This window comes from Streptomyces griseorubiginosus (assembly GCF_017614965.1).
Taxonomy (GTDB): domain Bacteria; phylum Actinomycetota; class Actinomycetes; order Streptomycetales; family Streptomycetaceae; genus Streptomyces; species Streptomyces griseorubiginosus_B.
This window is the reverse complement of the sequence record NZ_WVUG01000006.1, coordinates 47,431-63,999: the sequence shown is the minus strand read 5'-3', so window position 1 is coordinate 63,999 and position 16,569 is coordinate 47,431. Positions and strand designations below refer to the sequence as shown.

The following is a 16,569-nucleotide window of genomic DNA, read 5'->3' as shown; positions in this document are numbered from 1 at the left end:
ACGTCCGCTGCCACCGGTCGCCGGGTCCTTCGGCCGGTGGCAGCGGACGGTCTCAGGCGGTGGCGTCCCGCTCCCAGAGGTAGAAGCGGCTGGCCATCGCGTCCTTCGGCGAGCGCCAGGTCTCGGGGTCGTACGCGCTGACGTACGCCGCCAGCCGCTCGCTGACGTCACGGAACTCGGGGTGTCCGGTCACCTTGGCGATGGCCGGCCCGGGGTCCTGCTCGGACTCGATGAGATGCAGGTACACGTCACCGAACTGGAAGAGGCTGCGCCGGGCGACCCCGACCAGGTGCGGCAGCTCCCCCCGGTCGGACTCGGCGAACACCTTGGCGATGTCCGGGGCGGAGCCCGGTGCCATGCGGGCCACGATCAGGGCCTGGTGCATCGGTCTGTCCTTCCTGCGATGCGGCGGATCAGTCGGTCAGGCCCGGGGTGAAGCCCTGCTCGGCGGCCGCCTTCTCGATGCGGTCGCGGATGAGGGCCATCTGGACCTTGGAGTTGCGGTTGATGTTGTCCGTCATCCAGTCGTCGTCGACCGGGGCGTCGGGCTTCATCGCGAAGTCCTGCGTCCACACCATCCGCACCCCCTGGGGCACCTGCTCGTAGGTCCACAGGATGTTCATGTGGGCGAAGGGCCCGGTCTCCACCCGGCGGGCGCGCACGGTGAGGCCCGCTCGGTCGGTCTCCCGCTCCGAGACCCAGCTCCAGACCTTGCCGTTGTCGTCCGGGTGCATGGTGAGACGGAACGTGGTCTTGTTCCCCTCCACGGAGAGGATCTCCGCCGAGGCGTACTCGGTGAACAGGTTCGGCCAGTTCGCCACGTCGTTGGTCATGTCCCAGACCAGGTCCAGCGGCGCGGCGACGGTGATCTCGTTCTGGGTGTGTCCGGGCATGTCAGGCTCCTGCCACCAGGCTGCTGTTGACGAGGTCGAGGAACTCGCGGGGGCTCTTGCAGCGCTCCGCGTCGGGGGGCAGCGGAGCGCCGTAGCGGTTCTCCAGCTCTCCGACCACGCCGAGCAGTCCGAGCGAGTCGATGCCGAAGGTGTCGAACCCGGAGTCGCGGCGCTGCTGCAGCTCCTCGGGGGCGACGGTGACGCCGGCGGCCTTCTTCATCAGCTCGGCCAGCTCGTCCACGGTGATGCGGTCACTCATGCGGTTCCTCTCTTCCTTCGCTGGGTGGCGCCTCGTCAGGAGGCGTCGGCGGCGCCGCGCCGCAGCACGAGCGCCGAGTTCGATCCCATGAGCCCCCGGCTGAGGACCAGCACCGTGCGCAGTTCGACGGCGCGGGCGCGGGTGGTCACGAGGTCGAGGTCGTGGCAGATGTCGTAGACGTTGGGGGTGGGCGGGAGGATGCCGTGCTCCAGGGCGAGCACGGCCGCGGCGCTGTCCAGGACGGGCGCCGCGCAGTAGCCGCGGCCGATGCCGGTCTTGGGCGCGGTGACCGGCACGCGCCGGCCGTGGGCGCCGAGCGCGTCGGTGATCGCGAGGGCCTCGGCGCGGTCGGCCTCCGGAACACCGAGGGCGTCGGCGAAGACGGCGTCGATCTCCTCGGGGGCGCAGCCGGCCTCGTCCAGGGCGCCGGCGACTGCGTGCGCGAGCCCGTGCCGGGACTCCTCCCAGCGGGAGGCGCCGGTGAAGGTCGCCGCGTGCCCCGCGACCAGGGCACGTACCCGTGCGCCCCGCTCCCGGGCCGTGCGCTCGTCCTCCACGACGAGCATCGCGCCGCCCTCGGCCGGCACGAAACCGCAGGCCTGGGCGGTGAAGGGCCGGTAGGCCCGGTCCGGGTCGGCCTCGGTGCTCAGCTCCCGGTAGCCGAGCTGGCAGACCCCCGAGTAGGGGGCCAGCGGGGCCTCGGTCGCGCCGGCCACGATCGTGTCGGTGCCGCGCCGCACCGCCCGGGCCGCGTGCGCGAGGGCGTCGAGACCGCCGGCCTCGTCGGCGGCGACCACCGAGCAGGGGCCCTTGAAGCCCCGGCGGATGGAGATCTGGCCGGTGCTGGCGGCGTAGAACCAGGCGATGGACTGGTACGGGCCGACGAACCGGCTGCCCTTGCCCCACAGTTGCTGCAGCTCCCGCTGGCCGAACTCGCCGCCGCCGGAGCCGGCCGCGGTGACCACGCCCACGGAGAACGGACTCCCGTCCTCGTCGGCGGGGCCGAACTCGGCGTCGTCCAGGGCGCGGTCGGCCGCCGCCATGGCGAAGTGGGTGAAGCGGTCGGTCTGGACGAGGAAGCGTTCCTCGACCGCCGCCGGCGCGTCGAAGTCGCGGACCTCGCCGGCCACCCGCATCGGCAGGTGACCGCAGCCCTCGCGGGTGACCCGGTCGAGGACGCTGATGCCCTCCCGGGTGGACTTCCAGAAGGACTCGGCGCTGGTTCCGTTGGGCGCCACCACACCGATGCCGGTGACGGCCGCGCGCCGTGGATACGGTTCGCTCATCGTGTCCTCTCCCTCGGCCGGGTCAGCACCACCGCGGACTGGAAGCCGCCGAACCCGCTGCCCACGGACAGCACGCTGGTCAGCTTCCGTTCGCGTGCGACGCGCGGCACGTAGTCCAGGTCGCACTCGGGGTCCGGCGTCTCGTAGTTGGCGGTGGGCGGGACGACCTGATGGGCCAGGGCCAGCACACAGGCGACGACCTCGATCGCGCCGATCGCGCCGAGGGAGTGGCCCACCATGGACTTGATGGAGCTCATCGGCGTGGCGTAGGCGTGCTGTCCCAGGGCCCGTTTGACCGCCGCGGTCTCGTGACGGTCGTTCTGCTGGGTGCCGGACCCGTGGGCGTTGACGTAGTCGATCGCCGTGGGGTCGAGCCGGGCGTGGATCAGGGCGGTGTCGATCGCCCGGGCCATCTCCAGGCCCTCCTTGGTCAGCCCCGTCATGTGGTAGGCGTTGCCGAAGGTGGCGTAGCCGGCCAGCTCGCAGTACACGTGGGCGCCCCGCGCCCGGGCGTGTTCGAGCTCCTCCAGGACCAGTACGGCGCCGCCCTCGCCCATGACGAAGCCGTCGCGGTGGGCGTCGAAGGGCCGGGAGGCGTGGGCCGGGTCGTCGTTGTTGGGCGACGTGGCCTTGATGGCGTCGAAGCAGGCCATGGTGATCGGGGAGATCGGCGAGTCCGAGGCGCCCGCGATGCATACGTCGGCCCGGCCCTCCTCGATGGTGTGGAGGGCGTAGCCGACCGCGTCCAGGCCCGAGGTGCAGCCCGTGGAGACGGTCTGCACCGGGCCCCGCGCCATGAACCGCTCGGCCACCGCCGAGGCCAGCGTGCTGGGCGAGAAGGCCCGGTGCAGATGCGGTTCGGCCTCGCGGGGGTCGACGTCCCAGCGCTCGCCGTGGTGGCTGACGAGCACGTAGTCGTGCTCCAGACGGGTGGTCCCGCCCACCGCGGTGCCCAGGGAGACCCCGACCCGCCAGGGGTTCTCCCGGTCCAGGTCGAGACCGGCGTCGCGCACCGCCTCGTCCCCGGCGGCCAGGGCGAACTGGATGTAGCGGTCGTTGCGCGCGGTTTCCTCGGCGTCCAGTCCGTGGGCGGCCGGGTCGAAGTCGCACTCGGCGGCGATCCGGGAGCGCAGGCCGGCCGGGTCGAAGAAGGTGATGCCGCGTGTCGCGGTGCGCCCGGCCGCCAGCAGGTCCCAGAACGCCGGCACCCCGATGCCGCCGGGTGCGACGATGCCTATGCCCGTGACCGCCACCCGCCGGCTCATGAACGGACCTGCTGTCGGTCGTCGACCCCGACGGCGGCGGGGGTCTCCTCGGTGTCGACGTGGCCGAGGGGCGGCGTCGGCGCGAGCGGCCCGAGGTGGAAGACGATCCGGGCCTCCACCTTGCCGACGTTGCGGAAGCGGTGGCGCATGTTGATGGGGATCATCAGCCCCTGCTCGGGCCGCAGCGGGTGCGGTTCGCCGTCGAGGTCGACTTCCAGCTGACCGCAGACGACGTACACGAACTCCTCGGAGTAGGGGTGGTAGTGCTCACCGATGCGGTCGCCGGGCTGCACGATGGCCACGCCCATGAAACCGCTGGTGGAGCCGACCGTGTTGGGGGTGAGCATGGCGCGCAGATCGCCGCCGCGCCGAGTGTTGGGCTCGACGTCGCTGAGATCCACGATGGTGGGACGGGGTTGGGTCACGGCGTTGCTCCGTTCGTGTGCTGGGGCGGCGAGGCGGATCAGGCTTCGGGCGAACGGCGGTCGGTGACGAGGTCCGCGCGGGCCTGACCGAGGACGTGCTTGAGGTCGCCGTCCTTCGACAGCGTTGTCAGCTCGGCCAGCCGGGCGGGGTCGGCGATGCCGAGGACCAGCGCCGGGTCGGCGGCGTCGAGGTCGCCGCGTACGTCGATCAGCCGGACCACGACCTCGTCGCGCTGGAAGATCGTGCTGCGCACGACGGGGCTGCGCGGGTCGTCCGCCGCCTTCTCGTCCTGCCGGGCCAGCAGTTCGGCCAGCTCCATGCCGCGGCCGGGACGGGCCGGGTAGTACAGGGCGTGGCGCTGCGCACCGGGGTCCTCCTGCTCGGCCGTCACATGGTGGACGGCGGGCAGCGCGGCCCGGGTGAAGAACACGCGGGCGGACTCGGGGTCGTCCAGGTCCCGGTCCTGCTCCAGGTAGGGGTTGATGGCCTCCTCCACGGCACGGACCTCGGGCTGGCGGGCGACGTGGCGCAGCGCCGCGAGCAGGTCGCCGCGCACCTCGATGGCCCGCACCACCCGGTTGCCGTGCATGAACAGGGAGGTGCGGCACAGCCGGGTGTTCTGGTCGACCTCCGGCTTCGGCGAGGCGTAGTCGGAGAGGATCTCGGCGACCTTCTCCTCGCTGCCCGGCTTGACGGTGAAGGTGAGCGCGTGGCGGATCACCCCGTCGCCGATGCGGGGCGCGGCCTGCAGCCGCCGGTCGGAGTCGGCCGGGGCCGGGCCGCCGGTCTCGCGGACGATGTGGAAGCGCAGGGAGCGGGTGTCGCGGACGCAGCTGTGCAGGGGCTCGACCATGCGGACGTGCTCCTCGCTGTTGACCCAGGCGAGGAACGGCGGCGCGCTCTCCCACTCGCTGGTGATCAGCCACTGGGAGGGGTTCTCGATCGACTGGCACAGCTGGTCGCTGACGTGGCCGGGCACGGAGGCGACCTGGTTGCACAACTGCTCGTAGGCCTCCAGGAACTGCTGCTGGGCGCCCTCGTAGACGTCCACCAGGAGGACGACACGGAGCCGGGAGCCGTCGAAGACGGACTGCGAGACCCGGGGCGACACCTGTCGCGCGAGCGGTTGTGAGGCGGATGCGGACAGGGTGGTCATGGAGCACATCTCCTTCGCGGGACAGCGGTGGACGTGGGCCGCTCGAGGGCCACGTCGGCGTTCCTTGATCCTGTGCCCGGGCCGGGAAGGGCGCGACTCGGATGAACTACGTGGGTGACCGCGCCGCCTTCGCGGGGGGTCACACGAGGTGCGCGAAGACCACAAGGTTGTCCTTGTAGTCCCGGGCCGTGCGGTCGTAGTCGCCCGCACAGGTGATCAGCCGGACCTCGGCCCGGGAGGTGTCGGCGTACACGCGATCGCTGGGGAAGGCGTCCTTCGCGAAGGTCTCGGCGCTGTCGACGACGAAGGTCGCCTTGCGGCCGTCGGCCCGTACGACGTGGAAGAGGTCGCCCTTGCGCAGTTCGCCGAGGCCGGCGAAGACGGCCGCGGACGTCGTGGTGTCGACGTGTCCGGCGATGATCGCGGTGCCTGCCTCACCGGGTGAGGCGCCGTCGGCGTACCAGCCGACGAGGTTGGTGTCGTGCGCGGGCGGCGGCTCGAGCTGCCCGCTGGGACCGATGGCGAGGTCGGTGAAGGGGGCGTCGACGGAGATCTTCGGGATGAGCAGGCGCACCGGCCGGGACCGCGGAAGGTGCGGGGCGGCGGCGGTCTCGCGGGCGTCGGGCGAGGCGGGCGCCGCGGGTGCGGCGGCCTGCGGGGCCGCGGCGGGGGTATGGGACCGGTCGGCGGAGGCGTCCCGGCCGCCGGCCAGGCTCACCGCGACGATCACCAGGGCGGCGGCGCACACCATCATCAGGTTCGCGCCGGACCTGGAGCCGCTTTGGGCCTGCTCGTCGTCGGAAGAGGGGGAATCGGGGGCTGCCATCGAGGACCACCTCACTTGGCTGCGGCAGCGGAATGAACGGGCGAGGAGGGCCGGCCGGGCCGCCACCGGGGGCGCGGGTGGCGGCCACGGCGGCTATCGCGTCAGGCATGGATCAGGCCAGGCCCGCGGCGCTCTTCCTGCGCCGCGCCAGGTAGATTCCGGCTCCGGCGACGGCGAGGACGGCCACGCCGCCCGCGGTCACCCCGGGGTTGGCGAGGGCGCCGCCTCCGGTGTGCATGCCGCCGTGCGGCTTCTCGTGGCCGCCGCCCCAGGAGTCCGAGTCGCCGTGGGAGTTCGAGCCGCCCCAGGAGTCGGAGCCGCCGTCCTTGTCCTTGTCCTTGTAGGTGTCGGGGTCGAACCGCGGGTCGCGGGCGCCGCCGCCGTCCTGCTGGACGGCGGTCAGCGCACCGCCACCCGTGTGCATTCCGCCGTGCGGCCGGCCGTGGCCGCCGTCCTGGTCGTGGTCCTTGGTGTACGAAGAGCTGTCGTGGCCGGAGGAGCCGTCGTGGCTCCAGGACGAGCCCGACTGGTCCCCGTCGCCGCCGTAGGCGTAGGCGGCGGGGGCGCCGAGGGCGAGAACGGCCGAGACCGCTCCGGTGGCCAGAAGCATGCGAGCAGAACGCATATGACGTTCCTTCCGTCGTGACCGGGCAGCTGGCGCTTCGTCAGCTGAGGTGACCCGGCCCCGATGTGAACCACCGTCAGTCAGGGGCGCCCGCCTCACCACTTGGGCGGCTCACCCGGGTGACGCGGGCACGTCCCGGACACCGCCCGTCCGGAGCAACGCGCATCGCATCCGTGCAGGACACACGCACGACGAGCCGCCTTCCGCCCGTTCCGGGACGGGTGGAAGGCGGCTCACTCGGTTGCTCCGCTGTCAGCTCCGCGCGAGAACCGCCGTCAGGACCTCGCGCAGGGTCGACTCGGGGTCCTCGACCGGGCCTTCACAGCGCCAGGCGACGAATCCGTCGGGCCGGACGAGGACGGCGCCCTCACGGGTCGTGCCGTGGGCCGCCGCCCAGTCCGCCCCCTCCTCCGGCACCAGTTCCTCACCCATCCGGTAGGGGACGAGCGGCAGGGACAGCTGCTCGGCGAGCCGGAGGGCGGCCTGGTGCCAGCCGTTCGGCGTGGCGCCGTCGCTGAGCAGGACCAGGGAGCGTTCGTACAGGTCGAGGGTGGAGACCCGCTCGCCCTGGTGACGGACCCACAGATGGGGCGCACGGCTGCCCGGTTCACCGTTGAGGGCGAGTTTCTCCGGGACGACCGGCATCGCCGGATCGGCTCCGGCGACCGCCCCGTGCGGGTAGCGATAGCCGAGGGCGACGTTGAGGATGCCGCGCTGCGGACCGCTGCCGGCGCCGGGCGGTGCGGCGAAGCCGGGGTGGCTGTGCTCGGCGGACCGTACGGCGGCGCGGGCACTGGTGGCCTCGGCGACCGGCCGGCGCTCGGCGTCGTAGCTGTCCAGCAGGCCCTGACCGGCCCAGCCGCCGAGCACGGCGGCCAGTTTCCAGGCGAGGTTGTGCGCGTCCTGGATGCCGGTGTTGGAGCCGAAGGCGCCGGTGGGTGACATCTCGTGGGCCGAGTCGCCGGCCAGGAAGACGCGTCCGGAGCTGTAGCTGCGTGCGACACGCTGGGCCGCGTGCCAGGGGGCCCGGCCGGTGATCTCGATGTCGAGGCCCGGGTCGCCGACCGCGCGGCGGATGTGGTCGGCGCAGCGTTCGTCGGTGAACTCCTCGAGGGTTTCCCCGTGTTCGGGGTGCCAGGGGGCGTGGAAGACCCAGTGCTCGCGGTTGTCGACCGGCAGCAGGGCGCCGTCGGCGTCGGGGCTGGTGAGGTAGCAGACGATGAAGCGGCGCTCGCCCACGACGTCGGCGAGCCGGCGGGAGCGGAAGGTGATGCTGACGTTGTGGAACAGGTCGCCGGGTCCGCTCTGGCCGATGCCGAGCTGTTCGCGCACCGGGCTGCGGGGGCCGTCCGCGGCGACCAGGTAGTCGGCGCGGATGGTGGTGTGCTCGCCCGTCTGCCTGCTCTTGACGAACGCGGTGACGCCGGTGGAGTCGGCGTCGAAGGACATCATCTCGGTGGAGTAGCGCAGGTCGCCGCCGAGCCGCGCGGCGTGGTCGAGCAGGACCGGTTCGAGGTCGTTCTGGCTGCACAGGCACCAGGCGGTCGGGCTGAAGCGGGCCAGTCCGCCGCCCGGGTCGATCTCCTTGAACAGCCACTCGCCCGTGTCGCCGACCAGGGTGGGGGTCTGCAGGATGCCGTGGTTGTCGGCGAGGGTGGACGCGGCCTGATGGATCGCCGGCTCGGTGCCGGACACCCGGAACAGCTCCATCGTCCGAACGTTGTTGCCCCGGCCGCGGGGGTGGATGGAGGTGCCGGCATGGCGCTCCACGAGGGTGTGCCGCACCCCCAGTCGGCCGAGGAAGAGCGAGGTGGACAGACCGACCAGTGAACCGCCGACGATCAGGACCGGCACCTTGTGGACCGTTCCGCCTGTCTGCTCGGTTCTTGCATTCATCACGCGCCTCCAGCGTGTCGCCTCCGCCGACTCGTCCGGATACGGCCGGGATCTTCATGCATGCCCCGCTCGACGGGCGGTGGCCCAGGCTTCACCCGCTTACGTGACGCCCGCTCAGAGGACGATGGTGGCGAGCCCGGCGACGCCGACCAGGTGGACGACCACCACGGTGACGCTGTCGACGCCCAGACGTGCGTATTGGTGCCGGGGGCGGAAGACGAGCCCGGCCATGTAGACGACGGTGAGCATCACGCCGAGAGCGGTGAGGTGGATGTCGGTGTCGTGCGCCGCCGGGAGGACCGGCTTGCCGAGATCAGGGCGGCGGGCAGGAACAGCACGGGCAGGAAGGAGTTGCCGCCGAAGATGTCGCTGACGGCGAGCTGGTAGTCGCCCAGACGGGTGGAGGTCAGGCCGGTGCTGATCTCGGGCAGGGAGGTGGCGGTGGCCGGCACGGTCGCGCCGAACAGCACACCGCTCAGCCCCTGTCGGGCGAAGAACTCCTCGCCGGTGTGCTCGATGGCCACTCCCGCGACCAGCGTCGCCAGGGCCGCGGAGGCGAAGATCAGCGCCGCGCGGCCGGAGCCGACGCCCTGGTCGGTGGCGGCCTTCTCCTTCTTGCCGCGGGAGTGGCCGCGCGGCTCGGGCCGGCTGTCGGGGGCGTCGCCGCCCTCCCGCCACGGCAGCCCGTGGCCTGCCCGGTCGAGCAGGACCAGTCCGAGCAGCCACAGCACGGCGATCGCCGCGGAGGCGGGCGCCAGAGGGCCGGCGTGCAGGTCGGGCGGGAGCTGGGTGCCCATGACGACCACGGCGAGGATGACGACGACGAGGGCGCTTTCGAGAACGAGTTGGAGGCTGGCGGCGAGCCGGGTCAGCGGGGCGCGCGGACGTACCCCGGCGGCGTCCAGGACGGCCAGGACGACGGTCTGGATGGCGATGCCGCCGAGGATGCCATCGGCCTGCTGCCTTCCGGATGCGTGGGCCGCCGTCCCGGGGTTACCCGCCGGGTATGGCGAGACTGCATCTTCCGGGTCGGAAGAACCACGAGGACACGGACCAGGCACCCGAGCCACCCGAGCCGCAGGAGGTCGGGCCGGGGCCGGAGGTCGAGCGGCGGGCGCCGGACGCCCCCACGAAGCTGCCCAGGCGGGCCTGGGGCGCGGTGTTCAAGGGGGCGCTGCGCGAGTTCACGGACGACGAACTGGCCGACCGCGCGGCGGCGCTGACGTACTACGGGGTGCTGTCGCTGTTCCCGGCGCTGCTGGTGCTGGTGTCGCTGCTCGGCATCACCGGCAAGTCGGCAACGGACTCGGTGCTGAAGAACCTCAGGCAGCTCACCCCCGGTTCCGCCCGGGACATCATCACCCGGGCCGTGGAGCAGTTGCAGAACCACTCCGGCACCGGCTCGGTCATGGCGATCGTCGGCATCGCGCTCGCGGTGTGGTCGGCGTCCGGGTATGTCGCCGCGTTCATCCGCTCGGCCAACAAGGTCTACGACATGCCCGAGGGCCGGCCGGCGTGGAAGATCCTCCCGGTGCGCCTCGGGCTGACGGTCGTGCTGATGGTGCTGGCCGTGATCAGCGCCCTGATCGTGGTGTTCACCGGGGCCCTGGCCCGGCAGGCGGGGACCGCGCTCGGCATCGGGGACACGGCCCTGACCGTGTGGTCGATCGCCAAGTGGCCCGTGCTGGTCGTCCTGGTCACGGTCATGATCGCGATCCTGTACTGGGCCAGCCCGAACGCGAAGGTCAAGGGGTTCCGCTGGGTCACCCCCGGCAGCTTCCTCGCCCTGGTGATCTGGATGATCGCCTCCGCCGGCTTCGCGATCTACGTCGCGAACTTCGCGTCGTACAACAAGACCTACGGCACCATGGCCGGCGTCATCGTCTTCCTCATCTGGCTGTGGATCAGCAATCTCGCGATCCTGCTCGGCCTGGAGTTCGACGCGGAGACGGTACGGCAGCGGGCGATCGCCGGGGGCCTGCCGCCGGACCGGGAGCCCTACACCGAGCCGCGCGACACACGGAAGTGGGACGAGGCGGACCTGCGCCGGCTGAACGAGTCATGACCCGTCCCGCTCCGGGCGGCGCAGCACCGGACGCAGGGTCTCGATGACGTTCGGGTCGTCCACCGTGGAGGGGATGGGCTCGTCGAGGCCGTCGGCGATGCCGCGCATGGTCTTGCGCAGGATCTTCCCGGAGCGGGTCTTGGGCAGGGCCGGTACGACGGCGACCTCCTTGAGGGAGGCGACCGCGCCGATGCGTGTCCGGACGAGCCGGACGAGTTCGGCCTCGACCTCGGCGGGTTCGCGGGCGGTGCCCGCCTTCAGGACGACCAGGCCGCGCGGCACCTGTCCCTTCAGGGCGTCGGCGACGCCGATCACGGCGCACTCGGCGACGTCGGGGTGGGTGGCCAGGACCTCTTCCATGCTGCCGGTGGACAGCCGGTGTCCTGCGACGTTGATGACGTCGTCGGTGCGGCCCATGACGTAGACGTAGCCGTCCTCGTCGATGTGCCCGCTGTCGCCGGTGAGGTAGTAGCCGTCGTAGGCCGAGAGGTAGGAGGCGACGAAACGGGCGTCGTCGTTCCAGAGGGTGGGCAGCGCACCCGGCGGCAGCGGAAGCCGTACGACGATCGCGCCGTCGACCCCGGGCGGCACGGGCTGCCCGGAGGGGTCGAGGACACGGACGTCCCAGCCGGGCAGCGGCCGGGTGGGCGAGCCGGGTTTGACGGGCGCCGCCTCGATGCCGACCGGGTTGGCGACGATGGGCCAGCCGGTCTCGGTCTGCCACCAGTGGTCGATCACCGGGATGTCCAGCAGGGCACTTGCCCAGTGGTAGGTCTCGGGGTCGAGTCGTTCTCCGGCGAGGAAGAGGTAGCGCAGGCGGGAGAGGTCGTACCCGGCGGTGAGGGTGCCTTTCGGGTCCTCCTTCCTGATGGCGCGGAAGGCGGTGGGCGCGGTGAACATGGTCTTGACGCCGTACTCGGCGGCGACGCGCCAGAACTGGCCCGCGTCCGGCGTGCCGACCGGCTTCCCCTCGTACAGCACGGTCGTGGCACCGGCCAGGAGCGGTCCGTAGACGATGTACGAGTGCCCGACGACCCAGCCCACGTCGGAGCCGGTGAACATGGTCTCGCCCGGGCCGATGTCGTAGACGGCGCCCATCGACCAGAGCAGGGCCACCGCGTAGCCGCCGCAGTCGCGGACGACTCCCTTGGGTTTCCCGGTCGTTCCGGACGTGTAGAGGATGTAGAGCGGGTCCGTCGCGGCCACCGGCACACAGGGGGCCGCGGGCGCGGTGGCGACCAGATCGGCCCAGTCCAGGTCGTCCGGCCCCAACTCGGCCCGCTCCTGAGGCCGTTGGACGATCACCCGCTTCTCGGGCCGGTGCGCGGCGAGTTCGATCGCCTGGTCCAGCAGCGGCTTGTAGGGGATGACGCGCTTGCCCTCGATGCCGCAGGAGGCGGAGACGACCACCTTCGGGGCCGCGTCGTCGATGCGGACGGCGAGTTCGGGCGGAGCGAAGCCGCCGAAGACGACCGAGTGGATCGCGCCGATGCGGGCACAGGCCAGCATCGCGACGGCCGCCTCGGGGATCATCGGCAGGTAGATGACCACGCGGTCGCCGTGGCTCACGCCGAGCCCGGTGAGCGCCCCGGCGAAAGCGGCCACCTCGTCCCGGAGTCGGGCGTAGGTGTAGGTGCGCCGGGTCCCCGTCACCGGGGAGTCGTACACGAGCGCGGGCTGCTCGCCGCGGCCGGCCTCGACGTGCCGGTCGACGGCGTTGAAGCAGACGTTGAGCCGCCCGTCCGGGTACCACCGGTGGAAGGGAGCGCGGGAGGAGTCCAGGGCGCGGGTGGGCGCCGCCTCCCAGTCGACGGCCTGAGCCGCCCGCAGCCAGAAGGTCTCCGGATCCTCGGCGGCGGCGCGGAAGACATCCTCGTAACGTCCCATCGGCGCTCTCCTTCACCGGTCGTGCGGTGGCGGGGCCGCCACCGTCTCAGAGGTTGATCATGTGTCCCGCCAGACCGTGGACGGCCTCCTTGACGGCCTCGCCCAGGGTGGGGTGGGCGTGGACGTTGCGGGCGAGCTCGTGGACCGTCAGGTCCCACTGCTGGGCCAGGGTCAGCTCGGGCAGCAGCTCGGTGACGTCCGGGCCGATGAGGTGGCCGCCGAGGAGTTCGCCGTACCTGGCGTCGCTGATCAGCTTCACGAAGCCGGTGGCGTCGCCCAGACCGTGCGACTTGCCGTTGGCGGTGAAGGGGAACTTCGCCACCTTCACGTCGTATCCGAGCTCGCGGGCCTGGGCCTCGGTGTAGCCGAAGCTGGCGATCTGGGGCTGGCAGTAGGTGGCGCGCGGGATCATGACGTAGTCCAGCTCCATCGTCTCCGCGTCGGCGATGGTCTCGGCGGCGATGATGCCCATCGCCTCGGCGGCGTGCGCGAGCATCAGCTTGGCCGTCACGTCGCCGATGGCGTACAGGTGGGGCACGGAGGTACGGCAGCGGCCGTCGACGTCGATCGCGCCGCGCTCGGTGACCTTCACGCCGGTGTTCTCCAGGCCGTAGCCCTCGATGTTCGGCTGGAAACCGATCGCCTGGAGCACCTTGTCGGCCTCCAGCACCTGCTGGGAGCCGTCCTTGGCGGTGACGGTGACGCGGACCCGCGGCCCGGACTCGTCGATGGCGTCGACGCGGGTGGAGGTGAGGACGTCGATGCCCAGCCGGCGGTACTGCTTGGCGAGTTCGGCGGAGACCTCGGCGTCCTCCAGGGGCGCCATGCGGTCAAGGAACTCGACGATGGTCACCTTCACGCCGTAGTTGTGCAGCACGTAGGCGAACTCGACGCCGATCGCGCCGGCCCCCGCGATGACGATGGACTGCGGAAGGTCCTCGGCGAGGATCTGCTCCTCGAACGTCACCACGCGGGCGCTGCGCTTGGTGCCGGGCAGCAGCTTCGGGGTGGCGCCGGTGGCGATGATGCAGTGGTCGAAGCGGATGGTGCGGGTCTCGCCGTCGTAACCGGCCACCTGCAGCGTGTGCGGGTCCACGAAGGTGCCGCGGCCGTCGAACTCGGTGATCTTGTTCTTCTTCATCAGGTAGTGGACGCCCTTGACCCGGCCGTCGGCGACCTTGCGGCTGCGGCGGAACGCCTCGCCGTAGTCGAAGCTGACCTGGCCGTCCACCCTGATGCCGAAGGTCTTCGCCTCGCGGGTGAAGATGTGCGCCAGCTCCGCGTTGCGCAGCAGGGCCTTGCTGGGGATGCAGCCCACGTTCAGACAGACGCCGCCCCAGTACTTCTCCTCAACGACGGCCACGCGCTTGCCCAGTTGGGCGGCGCGGACGGCGGCGACGTATCCGCCGGGGCCGGCTCCGAGGACCACGACGTCGAAGTGCTCGCCCTGCTCGTCCATGACGTTCCTCTCTCGCGGCTGCCGGCCTGGTCCCCGGTACAGCTTCCCCGTGACTCACCTGGGCCGCACCTTAGGACGCGGCCTCATCCCGGGCGAACGCTTTCGGCGTCCGCGGCATGCCCGTTCGCCGCGTCTTCCTGGTCACTCGAGCAGGGCCAGGAGGGGGCGCGCGGGCAGCGGGTGACGGGTGTCGCCGTGCGGGCCCGTGGTCGTGGTGGCCGTCAGCAGCGCGTTGAGGACGGATTCCTCGACGGCGTCGAGGGCAGCGGTGAACAGCGGGTCGAGCGTTTCGTCGGGCACGACGGCGGGCCCGGCGGGCGTGCCTGGCGGCCGGGTGCCGAAGGCCAGGCCGTAGTCGCCGCTGCCGTGTCCGTAGGCGGCGCCGACCCTGGCCAGCGCGTAGACGCAGCGGCGGGCCAGCCGGGTGAGCTGACGGGCGTCCAGGGGCGCGTCGGTGGCGGCCACGACCATGCACGAACCGGCCTGCGGATCGGGCCCCTCGGCGGGCAGGCCCACGTCGGCGGGCGTGACCGTGCGTCCCCGCACCCGCAGCGTGCCGCCGAAGTTGGCCTGCACGAGGACGCCGAGCGTGATCTCCCGGCCGGCGAGCGGCAGGCGCCGGGACGAGGTGCCGATGCCGGCCTTGAAGCCGAGGGCGGTCAGCCCGGTGCCCCCGCCGACACAGCCCTCGGCGACCGGCCCGCCGGACGCCGTGTCGAGCGCGGCGCGCACGTGCTCCTCGCGCACCGGGCGCGAGCGGATGTCCGACAGGAGCCCGTCGTTGCACTCCCCCACCACCGGGTTCAGGCTCCGTGCCTCCGCTCCTTCCGGCCGCTGAAGGACCCAGCCCACCAGGGCGTCCGCCGCCCGGAAGGCGGAGAGGGTCGAGGTGAGCAGGACGGGCGTCTCGAGCGTGCCGAGCTCGGCGATCTGGGTGGCGCCGATCAGCTTGCCGTAGCCGTTGCCCGCGAACACCCCGGCCGGCAGCGCACTGCCGGGTCCCACTCCGTCCGGCACGATCGCGGTGACCCCGCTGTGCACCCGTGGCGGACGGATCAGCGTGGTGTGCCCGACGCGGACGCCGGGCACGTCCGTGAGCGCGTTGTACCGGCCGGTGGGCAGCTCGCCGACGGTGATGCCCAGGTCGCGGGACCTGGGGCGGCTGACGGGTGGCGGGGGCATGGACGGCACGGTATCCGCTTCCGCGGCCGGTCCGCTTCGGCTCTCCGGCCCGCTACGGCTCGCCGGCCCGCCAGGGCTCTCCAACCCCCTACGGCTCAGGGTCCCAGGGCCGACAGCGGATCGTCATACAGCGCGATCCGGGCGCTGATGCGCTTGCCCACGGGCTCCCTCCTCGCCTCGAAGCCCTGCACCACCGCCAGCACGATCTCCAGACCGTGCTGCCCGACCCGTCCGGCGTCGGCGGCCCGGGCCACCGGAAGCACCGGATCGGTGTCCCACACGGCGATCTCCAGCGCGCTGTCCGCGATGCCCAACTGCAGCAGCACCGGCCCCGGCGCGTACTTCAGCGCGTTGGTGACCAGCTCGCTGACCACCAGCTGCGCGAGGTCCAGCGTGCGGGCCGACACCGGCAGCCCGTGCTCGGACTGAGCACGGGTCAGGAAGCGCGACGCCTCGTTCCTGGCGTTGGCAATACAGCCTTCGGCCCCGTCCAAGGCCACGGTCACGTCGGCAGGTGCATCCGGCATCCGGGAACACTCCTCGGGCGGGACAGGCTCCTTGCCGACATAAGCAAGTACCCCGTTCATGGTCGCGCGACTACCCCGTGACGCGGGGACTACTCCTGTGTCGCGCGGACTACTCCTGTGTCAGGAGCAACTCGTGCGCCGAAGCGTGCATCGAGGCGGCGATCCCGGGGCAACGTGGCAACAGAGACGTGGCTCAGCCCCCACCGAGTGCGCTAAGGACGCAAGTGGCAGACAACAAGGAAGCAGCCGGTCACGGCCAGCTGTCCGTGGTCCGCGACGATGTCGACGGCATCGCCGTCCTCGGCCTGCGCGGCGAGGTCGACTACCAGAGCGTGGGTGCCCTGAGCGAGGCCGTGCCCGAGCCGAGCGGTGACGGCCTGCGGATCGTCGTCGACCTGAGCGGGGTCACGTTCATGGACTCGAGCGGCGTCAACGCCCTGATCGCCGCCCACCAGACCACACAGGCCGCGCAGGGGTGGCTGCGGCTCGCGGGGGCCCGGGGCGCGGTGCTGCGCACCGTGCAGCTCGTGGGCCTGGACAGCCTCGTGTCCTGTCATCCGACCGTCGAGGACGCCCTGGCGGCGTGAGGGCCGAGGCCCGGAAGTCCTGGCCCTCGCCCGGTCACGCCGTGCGCGGTTCGTGGCGTGCGTGATGTCCTGCTCTTGTCGCCTCTTCTCAGTGGCGCCCCCTCCTCGGTGTGATGCGTCCCGGTGGTGATCCCCGTGGCGTTTCTCCGCGAGGGGGCATACGGGAAGGACATGCGGAACAGGACGCGTGCCGCGGCCGGGCGAACGACGGCCGGCGGTGGCTCGATCGG

Annotated in this window: 18 protein-coding genes; 2 read left to right on the top strand and 16 right to left on the bottom strand. The window is 72.0% G+C overall.

Features of this window, described 5'->3' with window-relative positions; translation table 11 throughout:
- Positions 1 to 52 precede the first annotated feature (52 nt).
- From GRC12_RS02410 to GRC12_RS02355, 12 genes are all read right to left on the bottom strand, one after another.
- Positions 53 to 385, bottom strand: a complete 333-nt coding sequence (locus GRC12_RS02410; protein WP_208776934.1) for a TcmI family type II polyketide cyclase — start codon at positions 383 to 385, stop codon at positions 53 to 55.
- Positions 386 to 413: 28 nt separating this feature from the next.
- Positions 414 to 893, bottom strand: a complete 480-nt coding sequence (locus GRC12_RS02405; RefSeq protein ID WP_208776933.1) for an SRPBCC family protein — start codon at positions 891 to 893, stop codon at positions 414 to 416.
- Between the two features lies 1 nt (position 894).
- Positions 895 to 1,152, bottom strand: a complete 258-nt coding sequence (locus GRC12_RS02400; RefSeq protein ID WP_133049348.1) for an acyl carrier protein — start codon at positions 1,150 to 1,152, stop codon at positions 895 to 897.
- 35 nt (positions 1,153 to 1,187) lie between these two features.
- Positions 1,188 to 2,438, bottom strand: a complete 1,251-nt coding sequence (locus GRC12_RS02395) for a ketosynthase chain-length factor (protein ID WP_208776932.1) — start codon at positions 2,436 to 2,438, stop codon at positions 1,188 to 1,190.
- A complete protein-coding gene (locus tag GRC12_RS02390) occupies positions 2,435 to 3,703 on the bottom strand; it encodes a beta-ketoacyl-[acyl-carrier-protein] synthase family protein (RefSeq protein WP_133049346.1) in 1,269 nt (422 codons plus the stop codon). Before GRC12_RS02390 ends, GRC12_RS02395 begins: the two co-directional genes overlap by 4 nt.
- Positions 3,700 to 4,104 (bottom strand): cupin domain-containing protein, encoded by a 405-nt coding sequence (locus tag GRC12_RS02385; protein ID WP_208776950.1) that lies wholly within the window; start codon positions 4,102 to 4,104, stop codon positions 3,700 to 3,702. Before GRC12_RS02385 ends, GRC12_RS02390 begins: the two co-directional genes overlap by 4 nt.
- A gap of 62 nt (positions 4,105 to 4,166) precedes the next feature.
- Positions 4,167 to 5,285, bottom strand: a complete 1,119-nt coding sequence (locus tag GRC12_RS02380) for a SchA/CurD-like domain-containing protein (RefSeq protein WP_208776931.1) — start codon at positions 5,283 to 5,285, stop codon at positions 4,167 to 4,169.
- 139 nt (positions 5,286 to 5,424) lie between these two features.
- On the bottom strand, positions 5,425 to 6,111 hold the full coding sequence (locus GRC12_RS02375; protein WP_208776930.1) for a class F sortase: 687 nt from the start codon (positions 6,109 to 6,111) through the stop codon (positions 5,425 to 5,427).
- Positions 6,112 to 6,223: 112 nt separating this feature from the next.
- Positions 6,224 to 6,736 carry a hypothetical protein gene (locus GRC12_RS02370; RefSeq protein WP_208776929.1) on the bottom strand — a complete coding sequence of 171 codons (513 nt, stop codon included), beginning with the start codon at positions 6,734 to 6,736 and terminating at the stop codon, positions 6,224 to 6,226.
- A 252-nt stretch (positions 6,737 to 6,988) separates the two neighbouring features.
- On the bottom strand, positions 6,989 to 8,632 hold the full coding sequence (locus tag GRC12_RS02365; RefSeq protein WP_208776928.1) for an FAD-dependent oxidoreductase: 1,644 nt from the start codon (positions 8,630 to 8,632) through the stop codon (positions 6,989 to 6,991).
- Positions 8,633 to 8,746: 114 nt separating this feature from the next.
- Positions 8,747 to 8,884 carry a hypothetical protein gene (locus tag GRC12_RS02360; RefSeq protein WP_208776927.1) on the bottom strand — a complete coding sequence of 46 codons (138 nt, stop codon included), beginning with the start codon at positions 8,882 to 8,884 and terminating at the stop codon, positions 8,747 to 8,749.
- Entirely contained in the window at positions 8,881 to 9,693 is an 813-nt protein-coding gene (locus GRC12_RS02355) for a hypothetical protein (RefSeq protein WP_208776926.1), read from the bottom strand. Before GRC12_RS02355 ends, GRC12_RS02360 begins: the two co-directional genes overlap by 4 nt.
- Here GRC12_RS02355 and GRC12_RS02350 point away from each other — a divergent pair.
- On the top strand, positions 9,639 to 10,697 hold the full coding sequence (locus tag GRC12_RS02350; protein WP_208776925.1) for a YihY/virulence factor BrkB family protein: 1,059 nt from the start codon (positions 9,639 to 9,641) through the stop codon (positions 10,695 to 10,697). The genes GRC12_RS02355 and GRC12_RS02350 overlap by 55 nt on opposite strands.
- Here the strand turns inward: GRC12_RS02350 and GRC12_RS02345 are convergent.
- The 4 genes from GRC12_RS02345 to GRC12_RS02330 form a co-directional block, all read right to left on the bottom strand.
- Positions 10,692 to 12,584, bottom strand: a complete 1,893-nt coding sequence (locus tag GRC12_RS02345) for a propionyl-CoA synthetase (protein WP_208776924.1) — start codon at positions 12,582 to 12,584, stop codon at positions 10,692 to 10,694. The genes GRC12_RS02350 and GRC12_RS02345 overlap by 6 nt on opposite strands.
- A gap of 46 nt (positions 12,585 to 12,630) precedes the next feature.
- Entirely contained in the window at positions 12,631 to 14,043 is a 1,413-nt protein-coding gene (gene lpdA, locus GRC12_RS02340; RefSeq protein ID WP_208776923.1) for a dihydrolipoyl dehydrogenase, read from the bottom strand.
- 141 nt (positions 14,044 to 14,184) lie between these two features.
- Complete coding sequence (locus GRC12_RS02335; RefSeq protein WP_208776922.1) at positions 14,185 to 15,225, bottom strand: P1 family peptidase; 1,041 nt, start codon at positions 15,223 to 15,225, stop codon at positions 14,185 to 14,187.
- Positions 15,226 to 15,320: 95 nt separating this feature from the next.
- Positions 15,321 to 15,752, bottom strand: coding sequence for an ATP-binding protein (locus GRC12_RS02330; RefSeq protein ID WP_208776921.1), 432 nt, complete (start codon positions 15,750 to 15,752; stop codon positions 15,321 to 15,323).
- Positions 15,753 to 15,976: 224 nt separating this feature from the next.
- Between GRC12_RS02330 and GRC12_RS02325 the strand changes: the two genes are divergently transcribed.
- Positions 15,977 to 16,339: an STAS domain-containing protein gene (locus tag GRC12_RS02325; protein ID WP_208776920.1), complete on the top strand. Its 363-nt coding sequence runs from the start codon at positions 15,977 to 15,979 to the stop codon at positions 16,337 to 16,339.
- Positions 16,340 to 16,569: the final 230 nt, after the last annotated feature.

What these genes read in the sequence shown, in the direction of transcription:
- GRC12_RS02370 (WP_208776929.1), bottom strand. Translation starts at nt 6,736, where the DNA reads ATGCGTTCTGCTCGCATGCTTCTGGCCACCGGAGCGGTCTCGGCCGTT.
- GRC12_RS02365 (WP_208776928.1), bottom strand. Translation starts at nt 8,632, where the DNA reads ATGAATGCAAGAACCGAGCAGACAGGCGGAACGGTCCACAAGGTGCCG.
- GRC12_RS02395 (WP_208776932.1), bottom strand. Translation starts at nt 2,438, where the DNA reads ATGAGCGAACCGTATCCACGGCGCGCGGCCGTCACCGGCATCGGTGTG.
- GRC12_RS02410 (WP_208776934.1), bottom strand. Translation starts at nt 385, where the DNA reads ATGCACCAGGCCCTGATCGTGGCCCGCATGGCACCGGGCTCCGCCCCG.
- GRC12_RS02405 (WP_208776933.1), bottom strand. Translation starts at nt 893, where the DNA reads ATGCCCGGACACACCCAGAACGAGATCACCGTCGCCGCGCCGCTGGAC.
- GRC12_RS02335 (WP_208776922.1), bottom strand. Translation starts at nt 15,225, where the DNA reads ATGCCCCCGCCACCCGTCAGCCGCCCCAGGTCCCGCGACCTGGGCATC.
- GRC12_RS02380 (WP_208776931.1), bottom strand. Translation starts at nt 5,285, where the DNA reads ATGACCACCCTGTCCGCATCCGCCTCACAACCGCTCGCGCGACAGGTG.
- GRC12_RS02330 (WP_208776921.1), bottom strand. Translation starts at nt 15,752, where the DNA reads ATGCCGGATGCACCTGCCGACGTGACCGTGGCCTTGGACGGGGCCGAA.
- GRC12_RS02400 (WP_133049348.1), bottom strand. Translation starts at nt 1,152, where the DNA reads ATGAGTGACCGCATCACCGTGGACGAGCTGGCCGAGCTGATGAAGAAG.
- lpdA (WP_208776923.1), bottom strand. Translation starts at nt 14,043, where the DNA reads ATGGACGAGCAGGGCGAGCACTTCGACGTCGTGGTCCTCGGAGCCGGC.
- GRC12_RS02345 (WP_208776924.1), bottom strand. Translation starts at nt 12,584, where the DNA reads ATGGGACGTTACGAGGATGTCTTCCGCGCCGCCGCCGAGGATCCGGAG.
- GRC12_RS02350 (WP_208776925.1), top strand. Translation starts at nt 9,639, where the DNA reads ATGGCGAGACTGCATCTTCCGGGTCGGAAGAACCACGAGGACACGGAC.
- GRC12_RS02390 (WP_133049346.1), bottom strand. Translation starts at nt 3,703, where the DNA reads ATGAGCCGGCGGGTGGCGGTCACGGGCATAGGCATCGTCGCACCCGGC.
- GRC12_RS02375 (WP_208776930.1), bottom strand. Translation starts at nt 6,111, where the DNA reads ATGGCAGCCCCCGATTCCCCCTCTTCCGACGACGAGCAGGCCCAAAGC.